This window comes from Serratia proteamaculans (assembly GCF_013337185.1).
GTDB lineage: Bacteria > Pseudomonadota > Gammaproteobacteria > Enterobacterales > Enterobacteriaceae > Serratia > Serratia proteamaculans_D.
The window spans coordinates 161504-182108 of the sequence record NZ_SWDE01000004.1 but is presented as its reverse complement, the minus strand read 5'-3'; the positions used below and the strand labels follow the sequence as shown (position 1 = coordinate 182108).

The window sequence follows — 20605 nt, the reverse complement described above, 5'->3', positions numbered from 1 at the left end:
CTTACATTTGCTATGTTGTTGGCTGTATGATGTTTAGGAATTATCTACAACCTGCTCGACCAGAACATTAAAACCAATACGCAGGTTCACAATTTCCCTGGTGTTGGCGCAATATTCGCGCACCCCGGCCTAGGTCGGGGTCATTTTTTTTCAGCTTCCGCTACCCACTCACGCAGTACCTGCACATCATTGCGCCATTCCTGCTTCAACTCATCAACCCAATCTTGCACGTTATCCCACCACGCCGGCAGCGTCGGGGTTTGAATTTGCTGTGCAATCTGTTGCAGATGACGCAGGCCAACCGAGCCGGCGGCCCCTTTGATTTTATGCCCCTCTTCCGTGATGCCTTTCTGGTCGCGCGCCGTCATGTTGGAATCCAGCACCGCCAGATAACCCGGCATCATCTGCTCAAACATCTCCAGGCTCTGATGAATCAACTGCGGCCCCACCAGGTCCATATACTGTTCCAGCATGGTGGTATCCAGTAAAGACTCATTAATCTTCATCGTCTTTTGCTCCGTTTTCTTTGTGGTGTGAGAGGGTTGATGATCCCAGTACTGTTTAATCACTTTGGTCAGCGCCGGTACCGACAGCGGCTTGCTCAGCACATCGTCCATTCCCGCGTCCAGGTACTCTTTTTTGTCTTTCAGCACGTTGGCAGTCAGCGCAACCAGCGGCGGCAGGGCCTGCCCGGCATAGCGCTCACGCAGTATCCGGGCAATATCCAGCCCGGTCATATCCGGCAACTGGATGTCCAGCAGCACCAGATCGAACTCGTCCGGATCAAACATGGCCAGCGCATCCTGGCCGTTCATCGCCACTTCAACGCTGTTGCCCAGCTTCTCCAGCACCGAACGCGCCACAATCACGTTCAGCTCAATATCTTCCACCAGCAGGATATGCAGCGCCGGCAATGGCAGTTCCTCTTCGACTGCGGTTTCACTTTCCGCTTCCTGCACCGCCGGTGCCTTGATGGATAAGGTGAAGCAAGAACCCTGCCCCTGCACGCTGCTGACGGTGATATCACCGCCCATGCTCTGCGCCAGACGCTTGGAAACCGCCAGCCCAATGCCGGTTCCCGTCGCCGGACGGCCGCCGTGCTGATCCTTCACCTGATAATACATGGCGAAGATCTTGTCCTGTTCATCCTGCGGAATACCCATGCCGGAGTCTTCCACTTCAAACACCAGCCGATCCTGCTCTTCACGCCGCACGCGCACCACGATTTGCCCCTGCGGGGTAAACTTCACCGCGTTGCCGATCAGGTTCCACAGGATCTGCCGCAGGCGGGTGCCATCGGCAATAATTTGTTGCGGCAGCGGTTGTTGCGGCTCCATCACAAACTGCAGTCCTTTCGGCTGTACCAGCAGGCCGGAGAGGTTTTCCAGATCGGCCAGGAAGCCGGTAAAGTCCACCGGTTGATTGTCGAGCTGCACTTTTCGACGCTCGAGTTTGTCCATCTCGATAATGTCATTAAAGATATTACCCAGCGTGATGGCGCTGACATGGATGGTTTTGAGGTATTTCAGCTGTTCATCGTTTAACTCGGTGTCGAGCAGAATGCGACTCAGGCCGACGATGCCGTTAAGCGGCGTACGAAGCTCGTGGCTGATCGTTGAGATAAAGGTGGTCTTGTCCCGGCTGGCGTTCTCCAGCGCGTCCTGATAGCGCTTACGCTCGGTTATATCGCGGCCAAAGCCCATAAGGCCGTGGCGTTTGCCCACGCGGTCGTAAAACGGCACCTTGCGCAGCTCAAAACAGGCCTTGCGACCATCCGGGTAAACCAGCCACTGTTCGTAGGTCAGTGAGACGTTGTGACGGAACACTTTCTCGTCGGTTTCGATCACCTTCTCGGCAATTTCCTGACCATAGACGTCAAAGGGGGTCAGACCGATCAACTGCTTTTCGCTTTTGCCGGTCAGCAGTTCCATCGCCCGGTTACAGCCGGAGAACTCTTTGTCTTCATTGCGGTAATAGACCAGATCCGGTGAGGCATCGAGGAAGGAACGCAATAACGCCGACTGCTGGCCCAGTTCGATCTGCGCCAGTTCGCGCTGCTCCATCTCTCCCGTCAGTTTGTCCATCACCTGCTGACGTTCTTCTTCCGCCTTGATACGGTCGGCAATTTCCTGATTCAGTTGGCTGATGTTGTCCTTGAGCTGTTGGTTCAGCTCCAGGTCGCGGTGGCGCATCTCTTCAAGCTTATCCACCAGCCGCGTCAGGCGCTGGCGTGACTCCTCAAGCTGTTCGACCACCACCGAAAGAAAGTAGACCGCCCACGGCGTAATCAGCAGGCCGAAGAAGATGGAACGCACCACGTCGATGCTTTCTACTTCCCCGCGCAGCAGCATGGTGACCGCCATCTGTACCACCATCGCCAGCACCACCAGCGCCGATGCCAGCAGCAGCGAAAAGCGCACCAGCCCCAGTTTTACCATTAAATCAACGTAGTACTGGGCTAACACCCGGATTTGCTTCATAGCCGCTCCCATCAGACAGAATCTTGTAAATCATACCGTAAAACCCCGAGGAGATAAGAAAGCAAACGCCGAAGTGTGGGAAAGATTGCAAATCAAAACAGTGCGCAAGGGCGATATTGCTGCTTTTCTGCCAATGCGCTGCCCTGGCCGCCATGGTGTTGCAGATAGCCCCCCACCGCCTGCATGCCGTTCCACCGGTTTTCGCACCATAATGGTGCCAACAGCGTCGGCCGGCGTGCGCTGGCGGAGATACGGTGATACACCACCTCTTTCGGCGTATGGCGGATCATCTCACCGGCGCTGCGGGCATACTCCTCGAGCGCCAATTCAGGCAAACGCCCAGCCTGCCAGGCCCGCGCCAGGGTGCTGCCGGTCACGATATGCAGCGGATGCAGCTTGATGCCGTCCACGCCGCTGTCCACCACCCGCTGCAGGGTCGCCAGATGGTCTGCGGCCGTTTCCCCCGGCAGCCCAACAATCAGGTGGCTGCAGACCTTCAACCCGCGTTCACGTGCCAGCCGGGCGGTGTGCTGATAACAGGAGAAATCATGGCCGCGATTGATGCGTTTCAGTGTTTTATCGTGCGCGGTCTGTAGCCCCAGCTCCAGCCACACCTCATAGCCCTGTTCAAGGTAACCCGCCAACAGATCCAGCGCGGCGGGCGGCACACAGTCCGGACGCGTGCCGACGCAGATACCGACCATATCCGCCTGCGCCAGCGCCTGCCGATACATCTGTGCCAGCAGGCTCACTTCGGCATAAGTACTGGTATAGGCCTGGAAATAGGCCAGATAGCGCTTGGCGCGATTGACTCTGAGCGCCTGCAGTGCCAACTGCTCGGCGATACTTTGCTGCTGCATCTGTTCATCGGCGAAAGAGGCCACATTGCAGAAGGTACAGCCGCCGCGCCCCAGCGTGCCATCGCGGTTCGGGCAACTGAAACCGCCATGCAGCGTGAGTTTATGGATCTTTTCACCGTAGCGGCGCTGAAGATCGGCGCCAAACATATTGACTAATTGCGGCAACTGCATAATCTTGGAGGTCTCTGTGCTCAAAGCCCGTGATGCTAATAAGAAACGGCTTTTCCCGCGATGACAGAGATCAACGCTTTCCCCGCAAGGCTTCACCAAGCATAACTATTCATTATAAATGCAAATAAAATCACTCTGCCCGAGATGAATTTTTCTTATCCTCACGCAACCGTTCACGTCAATATGACAAAGCGATGAAAAATAGTTATAAACAACGAAAAAGAATGACTTATTAGAATAAAACTCCGACATTCCCACCCGCACTAGCATGGTGCAGAGATTCAGGCGTTGCACTATAGTGAGACAGCTCACATTTCTCCGGGGGTTACAGCTCTTCTGCGTAAGCTCAAAAACTGATATAACATATTAAATATCAATAAATTGAGTGCAATAAATCCCATAAGAAACCCCCTTAGGCCTATAGTTGACCTGCGTATTCTTTCTCGCTAAGTTGGAAGTCCGCTGGAAGCTTTCTGGACGGGCAAACGTCTCGTCATATTTATGCAGTAATTTAAGACTCCCTCTTAAAACAAGTCATTTACCACTTGTGAGAACCGTCACGAGAGGCCATTAACGGAGGGCGGAAAAGCAGATCGGCGCTATTAACCTTGCTGATTGGACTTCTGCCTGAAATTAAGAAGCCGCTCGCAGTGGGTTGTGAGAGTCACGCAGAGCCTGGGGAGGTTCACTGATATGTTGTACGATAAATCCCAAGAGCGGGACAACTGTGGTTTCGGCCTGATCGCCCACATAGAAGGCGAACCTAGCCATAAGGTGGTGCGTACCGCTATTCACGCACTGGCCCGTATGCAGCACCGTGGCGCAATCCTTGCTGACGGCAAGACTGGCGACGGTTGCGGCCTGTTATTGCAAAAGCCCGACCGCTTTTTCCGCATGGTGGCGGAAGAGCGCAGCTGGCGTTTAGCCAAGAACTACGCCGTTGGCATGATGTTCCTCAGCCAGAACGAAGAGGAAGCCCGTGCCAGCCGCCGCATTGTCGAAGAAGAGCTGCAGAATGAAACGCTGTCGGTCGTCGGCTGGCGTGAAGTGCCGACCAACCCGGACGTATTGGGTGAGATCGCCCTCTCTTCTCTGCCACGCATTGAACAAATCTTCGTTAACGCCCCGGCCGGTTGGCGTCCACGTGATATGGAACGCCGCCTGTTTATCGCGCGTCGCCGTATCGAGAAGCGCGTCCAGGACGACAGCTTCTACGTCTGCAGCTTCTCGAATCTGGTGACGATCTATAAAGGCCTGTGCATGCCTGCGGATCTGCCGCGTTTCTATCTTGATTTGGCGGACTTGCGTCTGGAATCGGCCATCTGCCTGTTCCATCAGCGTTTTTCCACCAATACCGTGCCGCGCTGGCCGCTGGCACAGCCGTTCCGCTATCTGGCGCACAACGGCGAGATCAACACCATCACCGGCAACCGTCAGTGGGCGCGGGCCCGTACTTATAAATTCCAGACGCCACTGATCCCGGATTTGCAGACGGCTGCGCCGTTCGTTAACGAAACCGGTTCCGACTCCAGCTCACTGGATAACATGCTGGAACTGCTGTTGGCGGGCGGGATGGATCTGATCCGTGCCATGCGTTTGCTGGTGCCACCGGCCTGGCAGAACAACCCGGATATGGATACCGACCTGCGCGCCTTCTTCGACTTCAACTCGATGCATATGGAGCCGTGGGACGGCCCTGCCGGCATCGTGATGTCCGACGGCCGCTACGCTGCCTGTAACCTTGACCGTAACGGTCTGCGTCCGGCACGCTACGTCATCACCAAAGACAAGCTGATTACCTGCGCCTCGGAAGTCGGTATCTGGGACTACCAGCCCGATGAAGTGGTTGAGAAAGGCCGCGTAGGCCCTGGCGAACTGATGGTGATCGACACCCGCAGCGGCAGGATCCTGCACTCCGCCGAGACCGATAACGATCTGAAAAGTCGCCACCCGTATAAAGAGTGGATGGAAAAGAACGTCAAGCGTCTGGTGCCATTCGAAGACCTGCCGGCCGATCAGGTTGGCAGCCGTGAACTGGACGACTCGCAGCTTGAGACTTACCAGAAGCAGTTTGGCTACAGCAGCGAAGAACTGGATCAGGTGATCCGCGTGCTGGGTGAAATTGGCCAGGAAGCCACAGGTTCAATGGGGGACGATACCCCGTTTGCCGTGCTCTCCAGCCGTCCGCGCATTATTTATGACTATTTCCGTCAGCAGTTCGCCCAGGTGACCAACCCACCGATCGACCCGCTGCGTGAAGCGCATGTGATGTCGCTGGCGACCAGCATCGGCCGCGAAATGAACGTGTTCTGCGAGGCCGAAGGCCAGGCACACCGTTTAAGCTTCAAATCGCCGATCCTGCTGTACTCCGACTTCAAACAGCTCACCACGCTGGAAGGCGAATACTATCGCGCCGATACGCTCGATCTGACCTTTGATCCGGTGGAGCAGGATTTGGAGCAGACCATCCGCGCCCTGTGCGACGAAGCGGAACGCAAAGTCCGCGACGGCGCCGTGCTGCTGGTGTTGTCCGACCGCGCGATCTCCACCAGCCGTCTGCCGGTACCTGCGCCTATGGCCGTAGGGGCGATCCAGACCCGTCTGGTAGAGAAGAGCCTGCGTTGTGACGCCAACATCATTGTTGAAACCGCCAGCGCCCGCGACCCGCACCATTTCGCCGTGCTGCTCGGCTTCGGCGCAACGGCGGTCTATCCGTACCTGGCTTACGAAACCCTGGCCAAACTGGTAGATACCCAGGCGATCGACAAGAAATACCGTGAAGTGATGCTGAACTACCGTAACGGCATCAACAAAGGCCTGTACAAGATCATGTCCAAAATGGGCATCTCGACGATTGCCTCTTACCGCTGCGCCAAACTGTTCGAGGCCGTCGGTCTGCATCGCGATCTGTCCGATCTGTGCTTCCAGGGCGTGGTCAGTCGTATCGGCGGTGCCAGCTTCAGTGATATCCAACAGGATCTGCAAAACCTTTCCAAGCGTGCGTGGCTGAAACGCAAACCGCTGGAACAGGGCGGCCTGCTGAAGTTCGTCCACGACGGTGAGTACCATGCGTACAACCCTGACGTGGTGAGCACACTGCAAACCGCGGTCCACAGCGGAAATTACAGTGACTATCAGGCATATGCCAAGCTGGTGAATGAACGCCCGGTGGCGATGCTGCGCGACCTGTTGGCCATCACGCCGAAAGGCACGCCAATTCCGGTCGATCAGGTTGAACCGGCAGAATCGCTGTTCAAACGCTTCGATACCGCGGCCATGTCTATCGGTGCTCTGAGTCCGGAAGCGCATGAGTCGCTGGCGATTGCCATGAACAGCCTCGGCGGCTTCTCCAACTCCGGCGAAGGCGGCGAAGATCCGGCACGTTATGGCACCAACAAGGTGTCACGCATCAAGCAGGTGGCATCCGGCCGTTTCGGTGTAACGCCAGCCTACCTGGTGAATGCCGATGTGATCCAAATTAAAGTGGCGCAAGGGGCCAAGCCAGGTGAAGGCGGCCAGTTGCCGGGCGACAAGGTGACCCCGTATATCGCCAAGCTGCGTTACTCGGTTCCGGGCGTGACCCTGATATCGCCACCGCCGCACCACGACATCTACTCGATCGAAGATCTGGCACAGTTGATTTTCGACCTGAAACAGGTCAACCCGAAGGCGATGATTTCGGTGAAACTGGTGTCAGAACCGGGCGTGGGCACCATCGCCACCGGCGTGGCGAAAGCCTATGCCGACCTGATCACCATTGCCGGCTACGACGGCGGTACCGGTGCCAGCCCGCTGTCTTCGGTGAAATACGCCGGCTGTCCGTGGGAGCTGGGCCTGGTGGAAACCCAGCAGGCGCTGGTGGCTAACGGACTGCGCCATAAAATCCGTTTGCAGGTAGACGGCGGCCTGAAAACCGGCGTGGATATCATCAAAGCGGCGATCCTCGGCGCGGAAAGCTTTGGCTTCGGCACCGGCCCTATGGTGGCGCTGGGCTGTAAATATCTGCGTATCTGTCACCTGAATAACTGCGCAACCGGCGTAGCAACTCAGGATGAAAAACTGCGCCGCGATCACTACCACGGCCTGCCGGAACGTGTGACCAACTACTTCCAGTTTATCGCGCGTGAAACCCGCGAGATTATGGCGCAACTGGGTGTCAGCCAACTGGTAGATCTGATTGGCCGCACCGAGTTCCTGACCGAGCTGGACGGCATTTCTGCCAAGCAGAACAAGCTGGATCTGTCGCCGTTGCTGAAAACCGCCACGCCGCATCCGGGCAAGGCGCTGTACTGCACCGAAAGCAGCAACCCGCCGTTCGACCAGGGGTTGATGAACAAAGATCTGCTGGCGCAGGCGCAACCGCATATCGAAGCCAGACAAAGCAAGGCTTTCTACTTTGATATCCGCAATACCGACCGTTCCGTGGGCGCTACCCTATCCGGGGCTATCGCAACCGTGCACGGCGATCAGGGCATGGCGGCCGACCCGATCAAGGCGTACTTCTCCGGTACCGCAGGCCAGAGCTTCGGCGTCTGGAATGCGGGTGGGGTTGAACTGACCCTGACCGGCGACGCCAACGACTACGTCGGTAAAGGCATGGCCGGTGGCCGTATCGCGGTGCGTCCGCCGATAGGTTCTGCGTTCCGCAGTCACGAAGCCAGCATCATCGGCAATACCTGTTTGTATGGCGCGACCGGCGGTAAGTTGTTCGCCGCTGGCCGTGCTGGCGAACGCTTTGCCGTGCGTAACTCCGGTGCCATTACCGTCGTCGAAGGTATCGGTGACAACGGGTGTGAATACATGACCGGCGGTATTGTCTGCGTCATGGGCAAAACCGGCATCAACTTTGGTGCGGGCATGACCGGCGGCTTCGCCTATGTTCTGGATGAAGACGGCGAGTTCCGCAAACGTGTGAATCCAGAGTTGGTGGAAGTGTTGGATGTCGAACAACTGGCTATCCATGAAGAGCACCTGCGCGGCTTGATTACCGAGCACGTCCAGGCGACCGGTTCTTCGCGTGCGGAAGAGATCCTGGCCAACTGGCCGGAATGGGCACCGAAGTTCGCTCTGGTCAAGCCGAAGTCCAGTGATGTCAAAGCATTGTTGGGTCACCGTAGTCGAACCGCCGCCGAGTTGCGGGTTCAGGCGCAGTAAGAGGTCATTAATGAGTCAGAATGTTTATCAATTTATCGACCTGCAGCGCGTTGATCCGCCAAAGAAACCGCTCAAGATCCGTAAAATTGAGTTTGTAGAGATTTACGAGCCGTTTTCGGAAAGTCAGGCGAAGGCGCAGGCGGACCGTTGTCTGTCCTGCGGTAACCCTTATTGCGAATGGAAATGTCCGGTTCACAACTACATCCCGAACTGGCTGAAGCTGGCGAATGAAGGCCGCATCATGGAGGCCGCGGATCTGGCACACCAGACCAACAGCCTGCCGGAAGTGTGCGGGCGCGTCTGTCCGCAGGATCGTCTGTGTGAAGGGTCCTGTACTCTGAACGATGAGTTCGGTGCGGTGACCATCGGCAACATCGAGCGCTATATCAGCGATAAAGCGATTGAGATGGGCTGGAAACCAGACATGTCCCACGTGCTGCCTACCGGCAAACGCGTGGCGGTTATAGGTGCCGGCCCGGCCGGTCTGGCCTGTGCCGATGTGCTGACCCGTAACGGCGTGAAAGCGGTGGTCTACGATCGTCACCCGGAGATTGGCGGCCTGCTGACCTTCGGGATCCCGGCCTTCAAGCTGGAAAAAGAAGTGATGGTGAAACGCCGTGGCATCTTCAGCGAGATGGGCATTGAGTTCCAACTCAATACCGAAGTGGGCAAAGACATCACCATGGAGACGCTGCTGAGTGAGTTTGACGCGGTGTTCCTCGGCGTCGGTACCTACCAGTCAATGCGTGGCGGCCTGGAGAACGAGGATGCGCCGGGGGTCTATGACGCCCTGCCGTTCCTGATCGCCAACACCAAGCAATTGATGGGCTATCAGGCCGAGCAGCACGAGCCTTATGTCAGCATGGAAGGTAAACGTGTGGTGGTGCTGGGCGGTGGTGACACCGCGATGGACTGCGTGCGTACCTCTGTCCGTCAGGGGGCAACCGACGTTATCTGCGCCTACCGCCGTGATGAAGCCAACATGCCGGGCTCCAAACGCGAAGTGAAAAACGCGCGTGAGGAAGGGGTTGATTTCAAATTCAACCTGCAGCCGCTGAGCATCGAACTCAACAGCGCCGGTCGCGTGGCCGGAGTGAAAATGGTTCGTACCCAGTTGGGTGCACCGGATGCCAACGGCCGCCAGATTGCTGAGCAGGTGCCAGGTTCCGAGCACATCATTGATGCCGATGCGGTGGTTATGGCCTTTGGTTTCCGTCCGCACCAGATGGACTGGTTGGCCGCGCACGACGTTGAGCTCGACAAGCAGGGCCGCATTGTGGCGCCGGAAAGCACCGATAATGCCTTCCAGACCAGCAACCCGAAAATCTTCGCCGGTGGCGATGCGGTGCGCGGGTCGGATCTGGTGGTGACGGCGATTGCCGAAGGCCGTAAAGCCGCCGATGGCATCATGAGCTACCTGGAAGTCTAATCTTCCGCTCGCTTTTCCCCAAAGGGCCCGCAGTTGATCTGCCGGGCCCTTCGTTTTTTCCTCGTCAACCACACGCTTTGTAACAACCTCCCCCACAGCACAACGCCTGAAGCGCTATAGTATTCAGTTAGCATCACTGACTGGCGCGGTCGTGCCTGATATCTTGATAAGGATAGTTCACCATGAAATTGCCTATTCCCTTGTTAACCGGCGCTCTGCTGGTTGTCAGCTTCAACTCACTGGCTTCGTCGCTGGATCCGCAAGAAGTGGGTTACAATATTGAAGCACGCGGTGCGGCACCGGTAGTCGCTCAACTGGCCAAGGCAGGCCAGCTTGCGGCGGTAGAAAACAGCATCAAACTGGGTGACGACAGCTGGATCGCGCTGGCCCCCAAACTGGCCGATGGCGGTAACGCAGCCTTCACCACCGACATCAAATCCGCCCTGTCCTTTGCATTGGCCTACAACCCGGCCGCGGTGCTGCATGCCCTCGACAAGGGCAATAACCTGCCCATCAACGACATCTGTACCGCGCCCCCTGAAGTGCAAGGCGACACAGCCATTACCTCGTTTAAACAGCGCGCGACCCACGCACTCACCACCGTGCGTATCGGAGACCTCAGCGCCCCGCGAGATGCCTGCATTGCGTCACTGAAAAGCTGACGGTTTCCCGGATCGCAAGCCATAAAAAAGGTCGCCGAAGCGACCTTTACTGTTCACCGCTGCGGGATTATTTCACCACGCGCAGTGCCGGGCGGCCACCACGTGGTGGCGGTGGCGGCTCGTCGTCTGGATCGTTACCTTCATCCAGATCGGGGCGATCGCCATCAATCACCGACATCAGGCTTTCCGAAGGGATCGTCTCATTGTCCAAACCTTCAAACGTGCCTTCCACTTCATAGGCAGCTTCCGGTTCGAACATGGTGCCTGCGCCGTTTTCACGGGCATATATCGCCAGCACCGCTGCCATTGGCACCGAGACTTCACGCGGTACACCACCGAAACGTGCGTTGAAATGCACTTCGTCGTTGCCTAACTCCAGGTTGCCCACTGCACGCGGCGCGATGTTCAGAACGATCTGACCATCACGGGCGAATTCCATAGGCACCAGAACGTCAGGACGCGTCACATCCACCACCAGGTGCGGTGTCAACTGATTGTCCAACAGCCAGTCATAGAAAGCTCGCAGCAGATACGGACGGCGCGGAGTCATCTGAGACATATCCATAACGCTTAGCCCCGAGTCTGCAGGCGCATTTCGCGCTCGGCTTCGGTCAGGGAGGCCAGGAAGGCGTCACGCTCGAACACGCGAGTCATGTAGCCTTTCAGCTCTTTGGAACCGGCACCGCTCAGTTCAATGCCCAACTGCGGCAAACGCCACAGCAGCGGCGCCAGGTAGCAATCCACCAGGCTGAACTCTTCGCTCATGAAGTACGGGGTCTGACCAAAGATAGGGGCAATCGCCAGCAGTTCTTCGCGCAGTTGACGGCGAGCTGATTCAGCTTCCTGACCGTTGCTCTGCTCGATTTTGTACATCAGCGAATACCAGTTTTTCTCGATACGCAGCATCATCAGGCGGCTCTCACCACGAGCAACCGGGTAGACCGGCATCAATGGTGGGTGCGGGAAACGCTCATCGAGGTATTCCATGATGATACGGGATTCATACAGGGTCAGTTCGCGATCGACCAGGGTAGGCACCGTCTGGTACGGATTGAGGTCAATCAGATCCTGCGGCAGGTTATCCAACTCAACCTGCTCAATCTCAACGCTGACACCTTTCTCCGCCAGTACGATACGTACTTGATGGCTAAAAATGTCGGTCGGGCCAGAGAACAGCGTCATTACCGAACGTTTGTTGGCAGCGACAGCCATGAAAACCTCCAAGTTATCTAGAAAATACTGCGAATAGCCAACTGACAGGCTGCTATCCTGAATGATCTTGACCGCAGGCCAGCAACTTGCAGCGAAACCTTAGGTCAGAAAAACGGCCTCGGAGGTAGACTGATAACTGCTGCATGGCGAACAGGCGCAAAAGTGGATGATAGTTTACCAGATTTTGCTTGTTTTGTGGGGGCTGTGCGGTGATTTCGTATTGAATTGTCTGATATACCAAAGATTTTAGTAGCGACAAGTTGATTTTCAGGCATAAAAAAACCCGGTGAAGCACCGGGTTTTTGGCGTAAATTCCACTGCCGAGGCAGTAAAAAATTAACGCTTGGAGAACTGCGGACGACGACGTGCTTTACGCAGGCCGACTTTCTTACGTTCAACCTGACGGGCGTCACGAGTAACGAAGCCAGCTTTACGCAATTCACCGCGCAGAGTCTCGTCGTACTCCATCAGTGCACGGGTGATACCGTGACGGATAGCGCCAGCCTGACCAGAGATACCACCACCTTTAACGGTGATGTACAGGTCAAACTTACCAACCATGTCGGTCAGTTCCAACGGTTGACGAACTACCATGCGGGCAGTTTCGCGACCGAAGTACTGTTCCAGACTACGCTGGTTAATTACGATGTTACCACTGCCCGGCTTGATGAAAACGCGAGCGGCGGAGCTTTTGCGGCGACCAGTGCCGTAGTATTGATTTTCAGCCATTGCCTATAATCCCGATTAGATGTCAAGAACTTGCGGTTGCTGTGCCGCGTGAGTGTGCTCGGTGCCCGCGTAAACTTTCAGTTTACGGAACATTGCACGACCCAACGGACCCTTTGGCAGCATGCCTTTAACCGCGATTTCAATCACACGCTCTGGGTTGCGGGCAATCATCTCTTCAAAGGTCGCTTGCTTGATACCACCGACGTAGCCGGTGTGACGGTAATACACTTTGTCTGTACGCTTGTTGCCGGTTACAGCAACTTTTTCTGCGTTCAGAACGATGATGTAGTCACCGGTATCAACGTGCGGGGTGTATTCCGCTTTATGCTTGCCGCGCAGACGACGAGCCAGTTCAGTAGCGAGACGGCCTAAAGTTTTACCATCTGCATCAACAACGTACCAGTCGCGTTTTACGCTCTCTGGTTTAGCTGTAAAAGTTTTCATTAGAAAGCTTACCCAATAATTAGTTACACGTTGGTGAACACCCAAACGCTCGAAAACAGTTGAGGCTCACACGACCATACAAGTCCAGCAAACCTACCCCTTCGAATAGCCATTGCCGGCACTAAAAAGTTTTTGGGAAAAAAACTTTGTTGTAACGTGGGGTCGCAAGATTATAGAGAAGTCGCTCACAAAGATCGAACGCTTTTTGAATAGAAACGCAATTAAACGCCAATGGCGGAAAACCGGGGACGCCAGCGGTCTGGGTCCCCTGGACGTCACGGCAGATGCGGCAACTTCAGATACTCCTCGCTCTGCATTTCTTGCAGCCGCGACAGGCAGCGCTGGTACTCGAACTTCAGCCGCTCGCCCTGGTAGATATCGAACATCGACGCTTCGGCAGCGATCACCAGTTTGACGTGACGTTCGTAAAATTCATCGACCAATGCCAGGAAGCGACGCGCAGTATTTTCCTTCAGCGGCCCCATCACCCGCACATTATACAGGATCACGCTGTGGTACAGGCGCGACAGGGCAATATAGTCCAACTGGCTACGCGCCTCTTCGCACAACGTGTGAAAATCGACTGCCAGCACGCCGTCTACCGCGTTGATCGCCTGCAACGGCCGATGATTGATCTGCAATATCGGCGCCGCCTCTCCTTGCTTGCCGGCCAGCTTCACAAACATCCGGTCCATGGTCAGCCGGGTCTGTTCATCAAGCGGCGTCAAATACAAATGTGCCTGAGTCAAAGTGCGCAGGCGATAATCAATACCGGCGTCGACATTCATCACGTCACAGAATTCGTTAATCAGATCGATCGCCGGCAGGAAGCGCGCCCGCTGCAGGCCGTTGCGGTACAGATCGTTCGGCGGAATATTGGAGGTTGCCACCAGCGTGATGCCACGGGCAAACAGCGCCTGCAACAGCGTTGCCAACAGCATGGCGTCGGTGATATCGGAAACAAAGAACTCGTCGAAACACAGCACGTCGGTCTGCGCCTTGAAACCATCAGCGATGATTTCAAGTGGGTTTTCCTGCCCCTGCAGTTCGGTCAGTTCTTCGTGCACCCGCAGCATAAAACGGTGGAAATGCAGCCGCAGCTTGCGATCCCCCGGCAGGCTCTGGAAGAACATGTCCATCAGCCAGGTCTTGCCGCGTCCAACGCCGCCCCACATATATAAGCCCTGGGCCGGACGCTGCTGAGTCGTTTCATTGCTCTTGCCCAGCCAACGGTTCAGCTTGCCGCGCAGGCCCACGGCCGGCGCACTGACCACAGGCGTCTGCTGCAATGCCTGATAGATATGATCCAGTTGAGTCACGGCCTTCATTTGGACTTCATCGGCCTGGTATTCTCCCGCAGCAAGCAGCCGCTGGTAGCGTGATAACGGTGATTGTGCCTGCATCTGTTCGATGTTCCTTCACAACGCTTAGAAATTATTTAGCCCATTTTCGCGGCAACTTTGGGTGGCTTCGCGCCCTTATCGCTACAAATACCCGCTCAGGGCGGCGCTGAAAACCCTGAAGAAATCAGGTCATGGCTCATCAGGATTCCACTCGGACAAGGTTAACGGTTATAGTGGATATTATTAAGTGAAAAATCCCTGCGGAACAACGAAGTCAAAATAGGAGTCATCATGACCTGGGAGTATGCGCTGATTGGTTTGGTGGTCGGTATCGTCATTGGTGCGGTAGCGATGCGTTTTGGTAACCGTAAATTACGTCAACAACAAGTTTTGCAGAACGAGTTGGACAAGAGCAAAACCGATCTGGAAGAGTATCGTCAGGAGCTGGTCGGCCACTTTGCCCGCAGCGCCGAGCTGCTGGACAATATGGCACGCGACTATCGCCAGCTGTATCAACACATGGCGAAAAGCTCCAACAACCTGTTGCCGGACCTGCCAATGCAGGAAAACCCGTTCCGCTATCGCCTGACCGAAGCCGAAGCGGATAACGATCAGACGCCGGTAGAGATGCCGCGCGATTACTCAGAAGGCGCATCAGGCCTGCTGCGTGGCGAACGTCCACGCCGCGACTAAACGCCGCTCTTAGCCCGTGGGCCAGTTCCACGGGCTTTTGCTCCCCCATGCTTTTTCTTCCCCATGCCGAGCTATCCTTAAAGCTGGCGCCTGAGTGAACTTTTCACGCAAATTCACGGTCTTACCCTTCACTATGGTATTGCTGCTGCATTATCATCACCCTTTCACCGGCAGGTATTGAGAGAGTTATAATCAATGAACAAAAAGTCGTTAATTCTTAGTGCATTGGCAATGAGTATTGGCCTCACACTGACCTCCGTACCGGCAGCCAGCGCGGCGATGCCCGTCGCCGTGCAGGGGCAGCCGCTGCCAAGCCTGGCGCCGATGTTGGAAAAAGTCTTGCCCGCTGTCGTCAGCGTGCATGTGGAAGGCACCCAGGTACAGCGCCAGCAGGTACCGGAAGAGCTCAAACGCTTCTTCGGCCCCGGTGGTCCTGGGCAGCAACAAAGCTCACGCCCGTTTGAAGGGTTGGGCTCTGGCGTGATCATCGACGCCGCCAAAGGCTATGTGCTGACCAACAACCACGTGATCAACAACGCCGACAAAATCAGCGTGCAGTTGAATGACGGGCGCGAAGTGGATGCCAAGTTGTTGGGACGTGACGAACAGTCCGACATCGCCCTGCTGCAGCTCAGCGATGTGAAAAACCTGACCGCGATAAAAATGGCGGACTCCGATCAACTGCGGGTCGGCGATTTCGCCGTGGCCGTCGGCAACCCATTCGGCCTCGGCCAGACAGCGACCTCCGGTATTATCTCTGCACTGGGTCGTAGCGGTCTGAACCTGGAAGGGTTGGAAAACTTCATTCAGACCGATGCTTCCATCAACCGCGGCAACTCCGGTGGCGCACTGGTTAACCTCAAGGGTGAGTTGATCGGCATCAACACCGCCATTTTGGCGCCAAGCGGCGGCAACGTGGGTATCGGCTTTGCCATTCCGAGCAACATGGCGCAGAACCTCAGCCAGCAATTGATTGAATTTGGCGAAGTGAAACGCGGCCTGCTGGGCATTAAAGGCAGTGAAATGACTGCCGATATGGCCAAAGCCTTTAATACAGATGCCCAGCGTGGCGCCTTCGTCAGTGAAGTCCTGCCGAAATCTGCCGCTGCCAAGGCCGGTATCAAAGCCGGTGACATTCTGGTTTCTGTCGATGGCAAGTCGGTCAGCAGCTTCGCCGAACTGCGTGCCAAGGTCGGAACCACGGCTCCTGGCAAAACCATCAAGGTTGGTTTGCTGCGCGACGGTAAGCCGCAGGAAGTTTCCGTCACCCTGGATAACAGTGAAGGTGCCTCCACCAATGCCGAAACGCTTTCGCCGGCTCTGCAGGGCGTTTCACTGAGCAACGGTGCCATTCCAAGTGGCGACAAGGGCGTGAAGATCGACAGAGTCGATAAAGGCTCTGTAGCCGCGCAGATCGGGTTGCAGAAAGACGATGTGATCATTGGCGTCAACCGTCAGCGCGTTGAAAACATCACGACCTTACGCAAGGTGCTGGAAGCCAAGCCACCGGTGATGGCACTGAACATCGTGCGCGGCGGCGAAACCATTTATCTGCTGTTGCGTTAATCGGTAATTTGTTTAAAAACCGGGCCCGGTGACATACTGCGCCCGGTATTCTCATGCTATCCTCCGTGTATCTTTCATCTCACGTACTAAAACTCCATGTTTGCTAAGCTCTTGCGTTCCGTCGTTATTGGTTTAATCGTTGCCGGCCTGCTGCTGGCAGCCCTGCCCGTGCTACGTTCTTCCAATACCCTGTTCGCAGAAAAACATGAAAGTACCCGTGATGAAACGCCGGTCAGTTACAACAAGGCGGTGCGCCGCGCCGCGCCTGCCGTGGTGAATATCTACAACCGCAATATGAATGGCGCCGCCAACGTACTGTCTCTGGGGTCTGGCGTGATCATGAACGAGCGCGGTTATATCCTGACCAATCGGCACGTAATCAAAGATGCACAGCAAATCACTGTCGTATTGCAGGATGGCCGCCGCTATGAAGCGTTGCTGGTCGGCTCTGACAGCCTGACCGATCTGGCAGTGCTGAAAATAGATCCGGGCAACCTGCCGGTGATCCCCTACAACGACGCCCGCACCGCGCACGTGGGTGACATAGTGCTGGCGATCGGCAACCCCTATAATCTCGGTCAGACCGTCACTCAGGGGATCCTCAGTGCCACCGGTCGCATCAGTATGAGCACCACAGGTCGCCAGACTTTCCTGCAGACCGATGCCTCGATTAACCGCGGCAACTCGGGCGGTGCGCTGGTCAACTCGCTGGGCGAGTTAATCGGCATCAATACCCTGACCTACGATAAAATCACCGACGGGGAAACGCCGGAAGGCTTGGGCTTCGCCATTCCCATCGAGTTGGCCACCAAGATTATGGACAAACTGATCCGTGACGGCCGCGTCATCCGCGGTTATTTCGGTATTCAGGGTAAAGAGATTATTCCCCTGCGCTCATCCAACTCCGGCATCGATCGCCTGCAAGGCATTATCGTGACCGAAATTACGCCGAATGGGCCGGCAGGTAACGCCGGCTTCCATATCAACGACGTAATCATCAATGTCGACAACAAACCGGCGGTATCGGTGCTGGAAACCATGGACCAGGTGGCGGAGATCCGCCCTGGTACTGAAATTCCGGTGATTGTGTTGCGCGAAGGCAAACGCATAACCTTGAAGATGACCGTGGGTGAATTCCCGGAAGACAGCAATTAAAAAGGGCCCGGCAACGCCGAGCCCTCCAATACTGCATTGCGCCGGGTTAGCCCCCAGCATCCAACAGATTACTCGCCTTTCACACGCTCGATATTGGCACCCAGCGCACGCAGCTTGTCTTCAATGCGCTCATAGCCGCGGTCAATATGATAGATACGGTCAACAACGGTCACGCCGTCGGCGATGCAGCCGGCAATCACCAGACTGGCTGAAGCGCGCAAATCGGTCGCCATGACCTGAGCACCGGACAGTTGCTCAACGCCGTGACAAATCACGGTATTGCTCTCAATCTCAGCGTGTGCGCCCATACGGATCAATTCTGGCACGTGCATAAAGCGGTTTTCAAAGATGGTCTCGGTGATCACACCGGTGCCTTCCGCAACCAGATTCAGCAAGCTGAACTGGGCCTGCATGTCGGTCGGGAACCCCGGGTGCGGCGCAGTGCGAATGGTCACCGCTTTCGGACGCTTGCCGTGCATGTCCAGGCTGATCCAGTCTTCGCCCACTTCGATATCCGCACCGGCTTCACGCAGTTTGGCCAGCACGGCATCCAGCGTATCGGGACGGGTATCACGGCACATCACTTTGCCACCGGAAACCGCAGCAGCGATCAGGAAGGTACCGGTTTCGATACGGTCCGGCAGAACGCGATAAACGCCGCCGCCCAGGCGCTCAACGCCCTCGATGGTGATGCGGTCACTGCCGGCGCCGGTGATTTTTGCACCCAGCGTGTTAAGGAAGTTGGCAGTATCGACAATTTCCGGCTCACGTGCGGCGTTCTCAATCACGGTCGTACCGGTCGCCAGGGTGGCGGCGCTCATGATGGTCACGGTAGCGCCAACGCTCACCTTGTCCATCACGATGTGTGCACCCTTCAGACGACCGTCAACGGAAGCTTTTACGTAACCTTCTTCCAGTTTGATCTCCGCGCCCAGCTGTTCCAGACCCGTAATATGCAGATCAACCGGACGTGCGCCGATCGCACAACCACCCGGCAGGGAAACCTGACCGCGACCAAAACGAGCGACCAGCGGCCCCAAAGCCCAGATAGAAGCACGCATGGTTTTCACCAGGTCATACGGCGCGCAGAATTCGTTCACGCCGCTGGCATCAACGAATACGGAACCGTTACGCTCAATCTTGGTGCCCAACTGGTTGAGTAGCTTAATGGTGGTATCGATGTCCTTCAGCTTCGGGACATTCTGCAGCTCGACCGGCTCTTCCGCTAATAATGCGGCGAACAGGATCGGCAGGGCGGCATTTTTGGCCCCGGAAATAGCAACTTCACCGCTTAGGCGGGTCCGGCCCTGCACACGAAATTTATCCATTTGACTACTCTCTATTATCTAAACTGACGCTGCCCGCCCCGCTGGGCAAACAGCCTTAAAATCCGTTGAGTTTGCGGTCTCGCTGCCACTCTTCTGGGGTGTACGCCTTGATCGACAAGGCATGAATTCGGTTGTCCGCAATGTATTCCATCAGCGGTGCATACACCGTCTGTTGTTTCTTGACGCGGCTCATGGCGGCAAACAGTTCGCCGACCACGATCACCTGAAAGTGGCTACCATCTCCGGTAACATGTGCTTCATCCAGTGCCAATGCTCGCATCAGCACGTCTTTAATCTCGTTATTTTCCATAGTATCCAGTTCTGCATCAAAAGGATCATAATCAGCCTGACATCTTAGTGGAATCAGACGTTTTCTTAAACTAAAGAAAAAGCCCCTGTGTAACAGGGGCTTTCTGAGGAGAAACCGTCTTTAGCCAGTCGAAAGTCGGGCTAACCAGCGGTATCGACAGGCATTATTGCTTGCAGGTTGTACAGCGTGATCAAGGTTTTCAGGCGATCGCTGGCACCAGAAATTTTTAATTCCACGCCGTGCTGACGCTGCTGTTCACGCAGATGTACCAGCAATGCCAGCCCGGAAGAGTCCACACGCTGCAATTGCGTAACGTCGAGCACGGTTTTATCCGCCAACAACGTTTCCCGCTGTTCCCACAGCGGCAACAGAGTTTCCCGATCCAGTTCACCGCGCAGGATCAGAGTCTGCTGCTGCGATTCAAAGCTGAGTGCGGTCATCAGTTTTTCTGATCCAGCGTGATTGGACGCTGCGCCGCCGCCTGCAGTTGTTTGGTCAGACCGTCAATCCCTTGGGTACGCAGGGTAGATGCCCACTCGTTTTGCTTGGTGGTGATCATGCTGACGCCTTCGGCGATCATGTCATACGCCTGCCAGTAACCGGTCTTGCTGTTTTTGCGCCACTGGAAGTCCAGACGCACCGGCGGACGACCGCCCTGGTCAATGATGGTCACGCGGATGGCGACGATATCGGCATTATCCAGCGGCTTTTCAGGTTCGATCTGGTAAGTCTGGCCGTGGTACATCGCCAACGCCTGACCGTAGGCCTGTTCCAGGTAAGCCTGGAATGCGGTGAAGTAAGCTTCACGCTGCGCCGGGGTCGCTTCTTTGTAATAACGGCCCAGCACCAGCGCACCGGCATATTTGACCTGTACAAACGGCATCAATTCCTGGTGCACCACGGTACGCAGGTAGTTGGGATCCTGCTTGATTTTTGGCTGCTCGGTCTTCAGACGGTTAAAGGTCTTCTGAGCCGCATCTTGCATCAGGCTGTAAGGATTGGTTTGATCCACCGCATTTGCCAGTGGCGCAACCACCAGCAGAGCAACCATAAGTAAACGTTTAAACAT

The 20605-nt window shown here is 56.0% G+C and carries 17 protein-coding genes; 6 read left to right on the top strand and 11 right to left on the bottom strand.

Annotated features, from left to right (window positions below; genetic code table 11):
• Positions 1 to 140: 140 nt before the first annotated feature.
• Both arcB and FCL49_RS17015 read right to left on the bottom strand, forming a co-directional pair.
• Positions 141 to 2480 carry an aerobic respiration two-component sensor histidine kinase ArcB gene (gene arcB, locus FCL49_RS17020; RefSeq protein ID WP_174354449.1) on the bottom strand — a complete coding sequence of 780 codons (2340 nt, stop codon included), beginning with the start codon at positions 2478 to 2480 and terminating at the stop codon, positions 141 to 143.
• Between the two features lie 92 nt (positions 2481 to 2572).
• Positions 2573 to 3511, bottom strand: a complete 939-nt coding sequence (locus FCL49_RS17015; protein ID WP_174354648.1) for a TIGR01212 family radical SAM protein — start codon at positions 3509 to 3511, stop codon at positions 2573 to 2575.
• 693 nt (positions 3512 to 4204) lie between these two features.
• On the opposite strand from FCL49_RS17015, the gene gltB reads away from it, so the two are divergent.
• From gltB to FCL49_RS17000, 3 genes are all read left to right on the top strand, one after another.
• Positions 4205 to 8665: a glutamate synthase large subunit gene (gene gltB / locus FCL49_RS17010; protein ID WP_174354448.1), complete on the top strand. Its 4461-nt coding sequence runs from the start codon at positions 4205 to 4207 to the stop codon at positions 8663 to 8665.
• Positions 8666 to 8675: 10 nt separating this feature from the next.
• On the top strand, positions 8676 to 10094 hold the full coding sequence (locus tag FCL49_RS17005; protein ID WP_135318161.1) for a glutamate synthase small subunit: 1419 nt from the start codon (positions 8676 to 8678) through the stop codon (positions 10092 to 10094).
• A gap of 182 nt (positions 10095 to 10276) precedes the next feature.
• Positions 10277 to 10756, top strand: coding sequence for a hypothetical protein (locus tag FCL49_RS17000; RefSeq protein ID WP_174354447.1), 480 nt, complete (start codon positions 10277 to 10279; stop codon positions 10754 to 10756).
• 67 nt (positions 10757 to 10823) lie between these two features.
• Here the strand turns inward: FCL49_RS17000 and sspB are convergent, their stop codons facing one another.
• The 5 genes from sspB to zapE all read right to left on the bottom strand — a co-directional run bounded on the left by sspB (position 10824) and on the right by zapE (position 14544).
• On the bottom strand, positions 10824 to 11321 hold the full coding sequence (gene sspB / locus FCL49_RS16995; RefSeq protein ID WP_174354446.1) for a ClpXP protease specificity-enhancing factor: 498 nt from the start codon (positions 11319 to 11321) through the stop codon (positions 10824 to 10826).
• Positions 11322 to 11326: 5 nt separating this feature from the next.
• Positions 11327 to 11968: a stringent starvation protein SspA gene (gene sspA, locus FCL49_RS16990; RefSeq protein ID WP_012147043.1), complete on the bottom strand. Its 642-nt coding sequence runs from the start codon at positions 11966 to 11968 to the stop codon at positions 11327 to 11329.
• 336 nt (positions 11969 to 12304) lie between these two features.
• Positions 12305 to 12697: a 30S ribosomal protein S9 gene (gene rpsI, locus FCL49_RS16985; protein ID WP_012147044.1), complete on the bottom strand. Its 393-nt coding sequence runs from the start codon at positions 12695 to 12697 to the stop codon at positions 12305 to 12307.
• A gap of 15 nt (positions 12698 to 12712) precedes the next feature.
• Positions 12713 to 13141, bottom strand: a complete 429-nt coding sequence (rplM, locus tag FCL49_RS16980; RefSeq protein WP_012147045.1) for a 50S ribosomal protein L13 — start codon at positions 13139 to 13141, stop codon at positions 12713 to 12715.
• A 275-nt stretch (positions 13142 to 13416) separates the two neighbouring features.
• Positions 13417 to 14544 (bottom strand): cell division protein ZapE, encoded by a 1128-nt coding sequence (zapE, locus tag FCL49_RS16975; protein ID WP_174354445.1) that lies wholly within the window; start codon positions 14542 to 14544, stop codon positions 13417 to 13419.
• A gap of 231 nt (positions 14545 to 14775) precedes the next feature.
• On the opposite strand from zapE, the gene zapG reads away from it, so the two are divergent.
• From zapG to degS, 3 genes are all read left to right on the top strand, one after another.
• Positions 14776 to 15177, top strand: coding sequence for a Z-ring associated protein ZapG (gene zapG, locus FCL49_RS16970; protein WP_012147047.1), 402 nt, complete (start codon positions 14776 to 14778; stop codon positions 15175 to 15177).
• A 195-nt stretch (positions 15178 to 15372) separates the two neighbouring features.
• A complete protein-coding gene (gene degQ / locus FCL49_RS16965) occupies positions 15373 to 16743 on the top strand; it encodes a serine endoprotease DegQ (RefSeq protein WP_174354444.1) in 1371 nt (456 codons plus the stop codon).
• Between the two features lie 96 nt (positions 16744 to 16839).
• Positions 16840 to 17898 (top strand): outer membrane-stress sensor serine endopeptidase DegS, encoded by a 1059-nt coding sequence (degS, locus tag FCL49_RS16960; protein WP_153858883.1) that lies wholly within the window; start codon positions 16840 to 16842, stop codon positions 17896 to 17898.
• 68 nt (positions 17899 to 17966) lie between these two features.
• Here the strand turns inward: degS and murA are convergent, their stop codons facing one another.
• From murA to mlaC, 4 genes are all read right to left on the bottom strand, one after another.
• Entirely contained in the window at positions 17967 to 19226 is a 1260-nt protein-coding gene (gene murA, locus FCL49_RS16955; protein ID WP_012147050.1) for a UDP-N-acetylglucosamine 1-carboxyvinyltransferase, read from the bottom strand.
• A gap of 55 nt (positions 19227 to 19281) precedes the next feature.
• Positions 19282 to 19536, bottom strand: a complete 255-nt coding sequence (gene ibaG, locus FCL49_RS16950; protein WP_012147051.1) for a BolA family iron metabolism protein IbaG — start codon at positions 19534 to 19536, stop codon at positions 19282 to 19284.
• Positions 19537 to 19676: 140 nt separating this feature from the next.
• Entirely contained in the window at positions 19677 to 19976 is a 300-nt protein-coding gene (gene mlaB, locus FCL49_RS16945) for a lipid asymmetry maintenance protein MlaB (protein ID WP_153858882.1), read from the bottom strand.
• The gene (mlaC, locus tag FCL49_RS16940; protein WP_135318168.1) at positions 19976 to 20605 is read right to left on the bottom strand and encodes a phospholipid-binding protein MlaC; all 630 of its coding nucleotides are present in this window, start codon (positions 20603 to 20605) and stop codon (positions 19976 to 19978) included. Before mlaC ends, mlaB begins: the two co-directional genes overlap by 1 nt.

Coding starts and splice junctions, on each gene's coding strand:
- arcB (WP_174354449.1), bottom strand. CDS start 2,480: ATGAAGCAAATCCGGGTGTTAGCCCAGTACTACGTTGATTTAATGGTA.
- FCL49_RS17015 (WP_174354648.1), bottom strand. CDS start 3,511: ATGCAGTTGCCGCAATTAGTCAATATGTTTGGCGCCGATCTTCAGCGC.
- gltB (WP_174354448.1), top strand. CDS start 4,205: ATGTTGTACGATAAATCCCAAGAGCGGGACAACTGTGGTTTCGGCCTG.
- FCL49_RS17005 (WP_135318161.1), top strand. CDS start 8,676: ATGAGTCAGAATGTTTATCAATTTATCGACCTGCAGCGCGTTGATCCG.
- FCL49_RS17000 (WP_174354447.1), top strand. CDS start 10,277: ATGAAATTGCCTATTCCCTTGTTAACCGGCGCTCTGCTGGTTGTCAGC.
- sspB (WP_174354446.1), bottom strand. CDS start 11,321: ATGGATATGTCTCAGATGACTCCGCGCCGTCCGTATCTGCTGCGAGCT.
- sspA (WP_012147043.1), bottom strand. CDS start 11,968: ATGGCTGTCGCTGCCAACAAACGTTCGGTAATGACGCTGTTCTCTGGC.
- rpsI (WP_012147044.1), bottom strand. CDS start 12,697: ATGGCTGAAAATCAATACTACGGCACTGGTCGCCGCAAAAGCTCCGCC.
- rplM (WP_012147045.1), bottom strand. CDS start 13,141: ATGAAAACTTTTACAGCTAAACCAGAGAGCGTAAAACGCGACTGGTAC.
- zapE (WP_174354445.1), bottom strand. CDS start 14,544: ATGCAGGCACAATCACCGTTATCACGCTACCAGCGGCTGCTTGCTGCG.
- zapG (WP_012147047.1), top strand. CDS start 14,776: ATGACCTGGGAGTATGCGCTGATTGGTTTGGTGGTCGGTATCGTCATT.
- degQ (WP_174354444.1), top strand. CDS start 15,373: ATGAACAAAAAGTCGTTAATTCTTAGTGCATTGGCAATGAGTATTGGC.
- degS (WP_153858883.1), top strand. CDS start 16,840: ATGTTTGCTAAGCTCTTGCGTTCCGTCGTTATTGGTTTAATCGTTGCC.
- murA (WP_012147050.1), bottom strand. CDS start 19,226: ATGGATAAATTTCGTGTGCAGGGCCGGACCCGCCTAAGCGGTGAAGTT.
- ibaG (WP_012147051.1), bottom strand. CDS start 19,536: ATGGAAAATAACGAGATTAAAGACGTGCTGATGCGAGCATTGGCACTG.
- mlaB (WP_153858882.1), bottom strand. CDS start 19,976: ATGACCGCACTCAGCTTTGAATCGCAGCAGCAGACTCTGATCCTGCGC.
- mlaC (WP_135318168.1), bottom strand. CDS start 20,605: ATGTTTAAACGTTTACTTATGGTTGCTCTGCTGGTGGTTGCGCCACTG.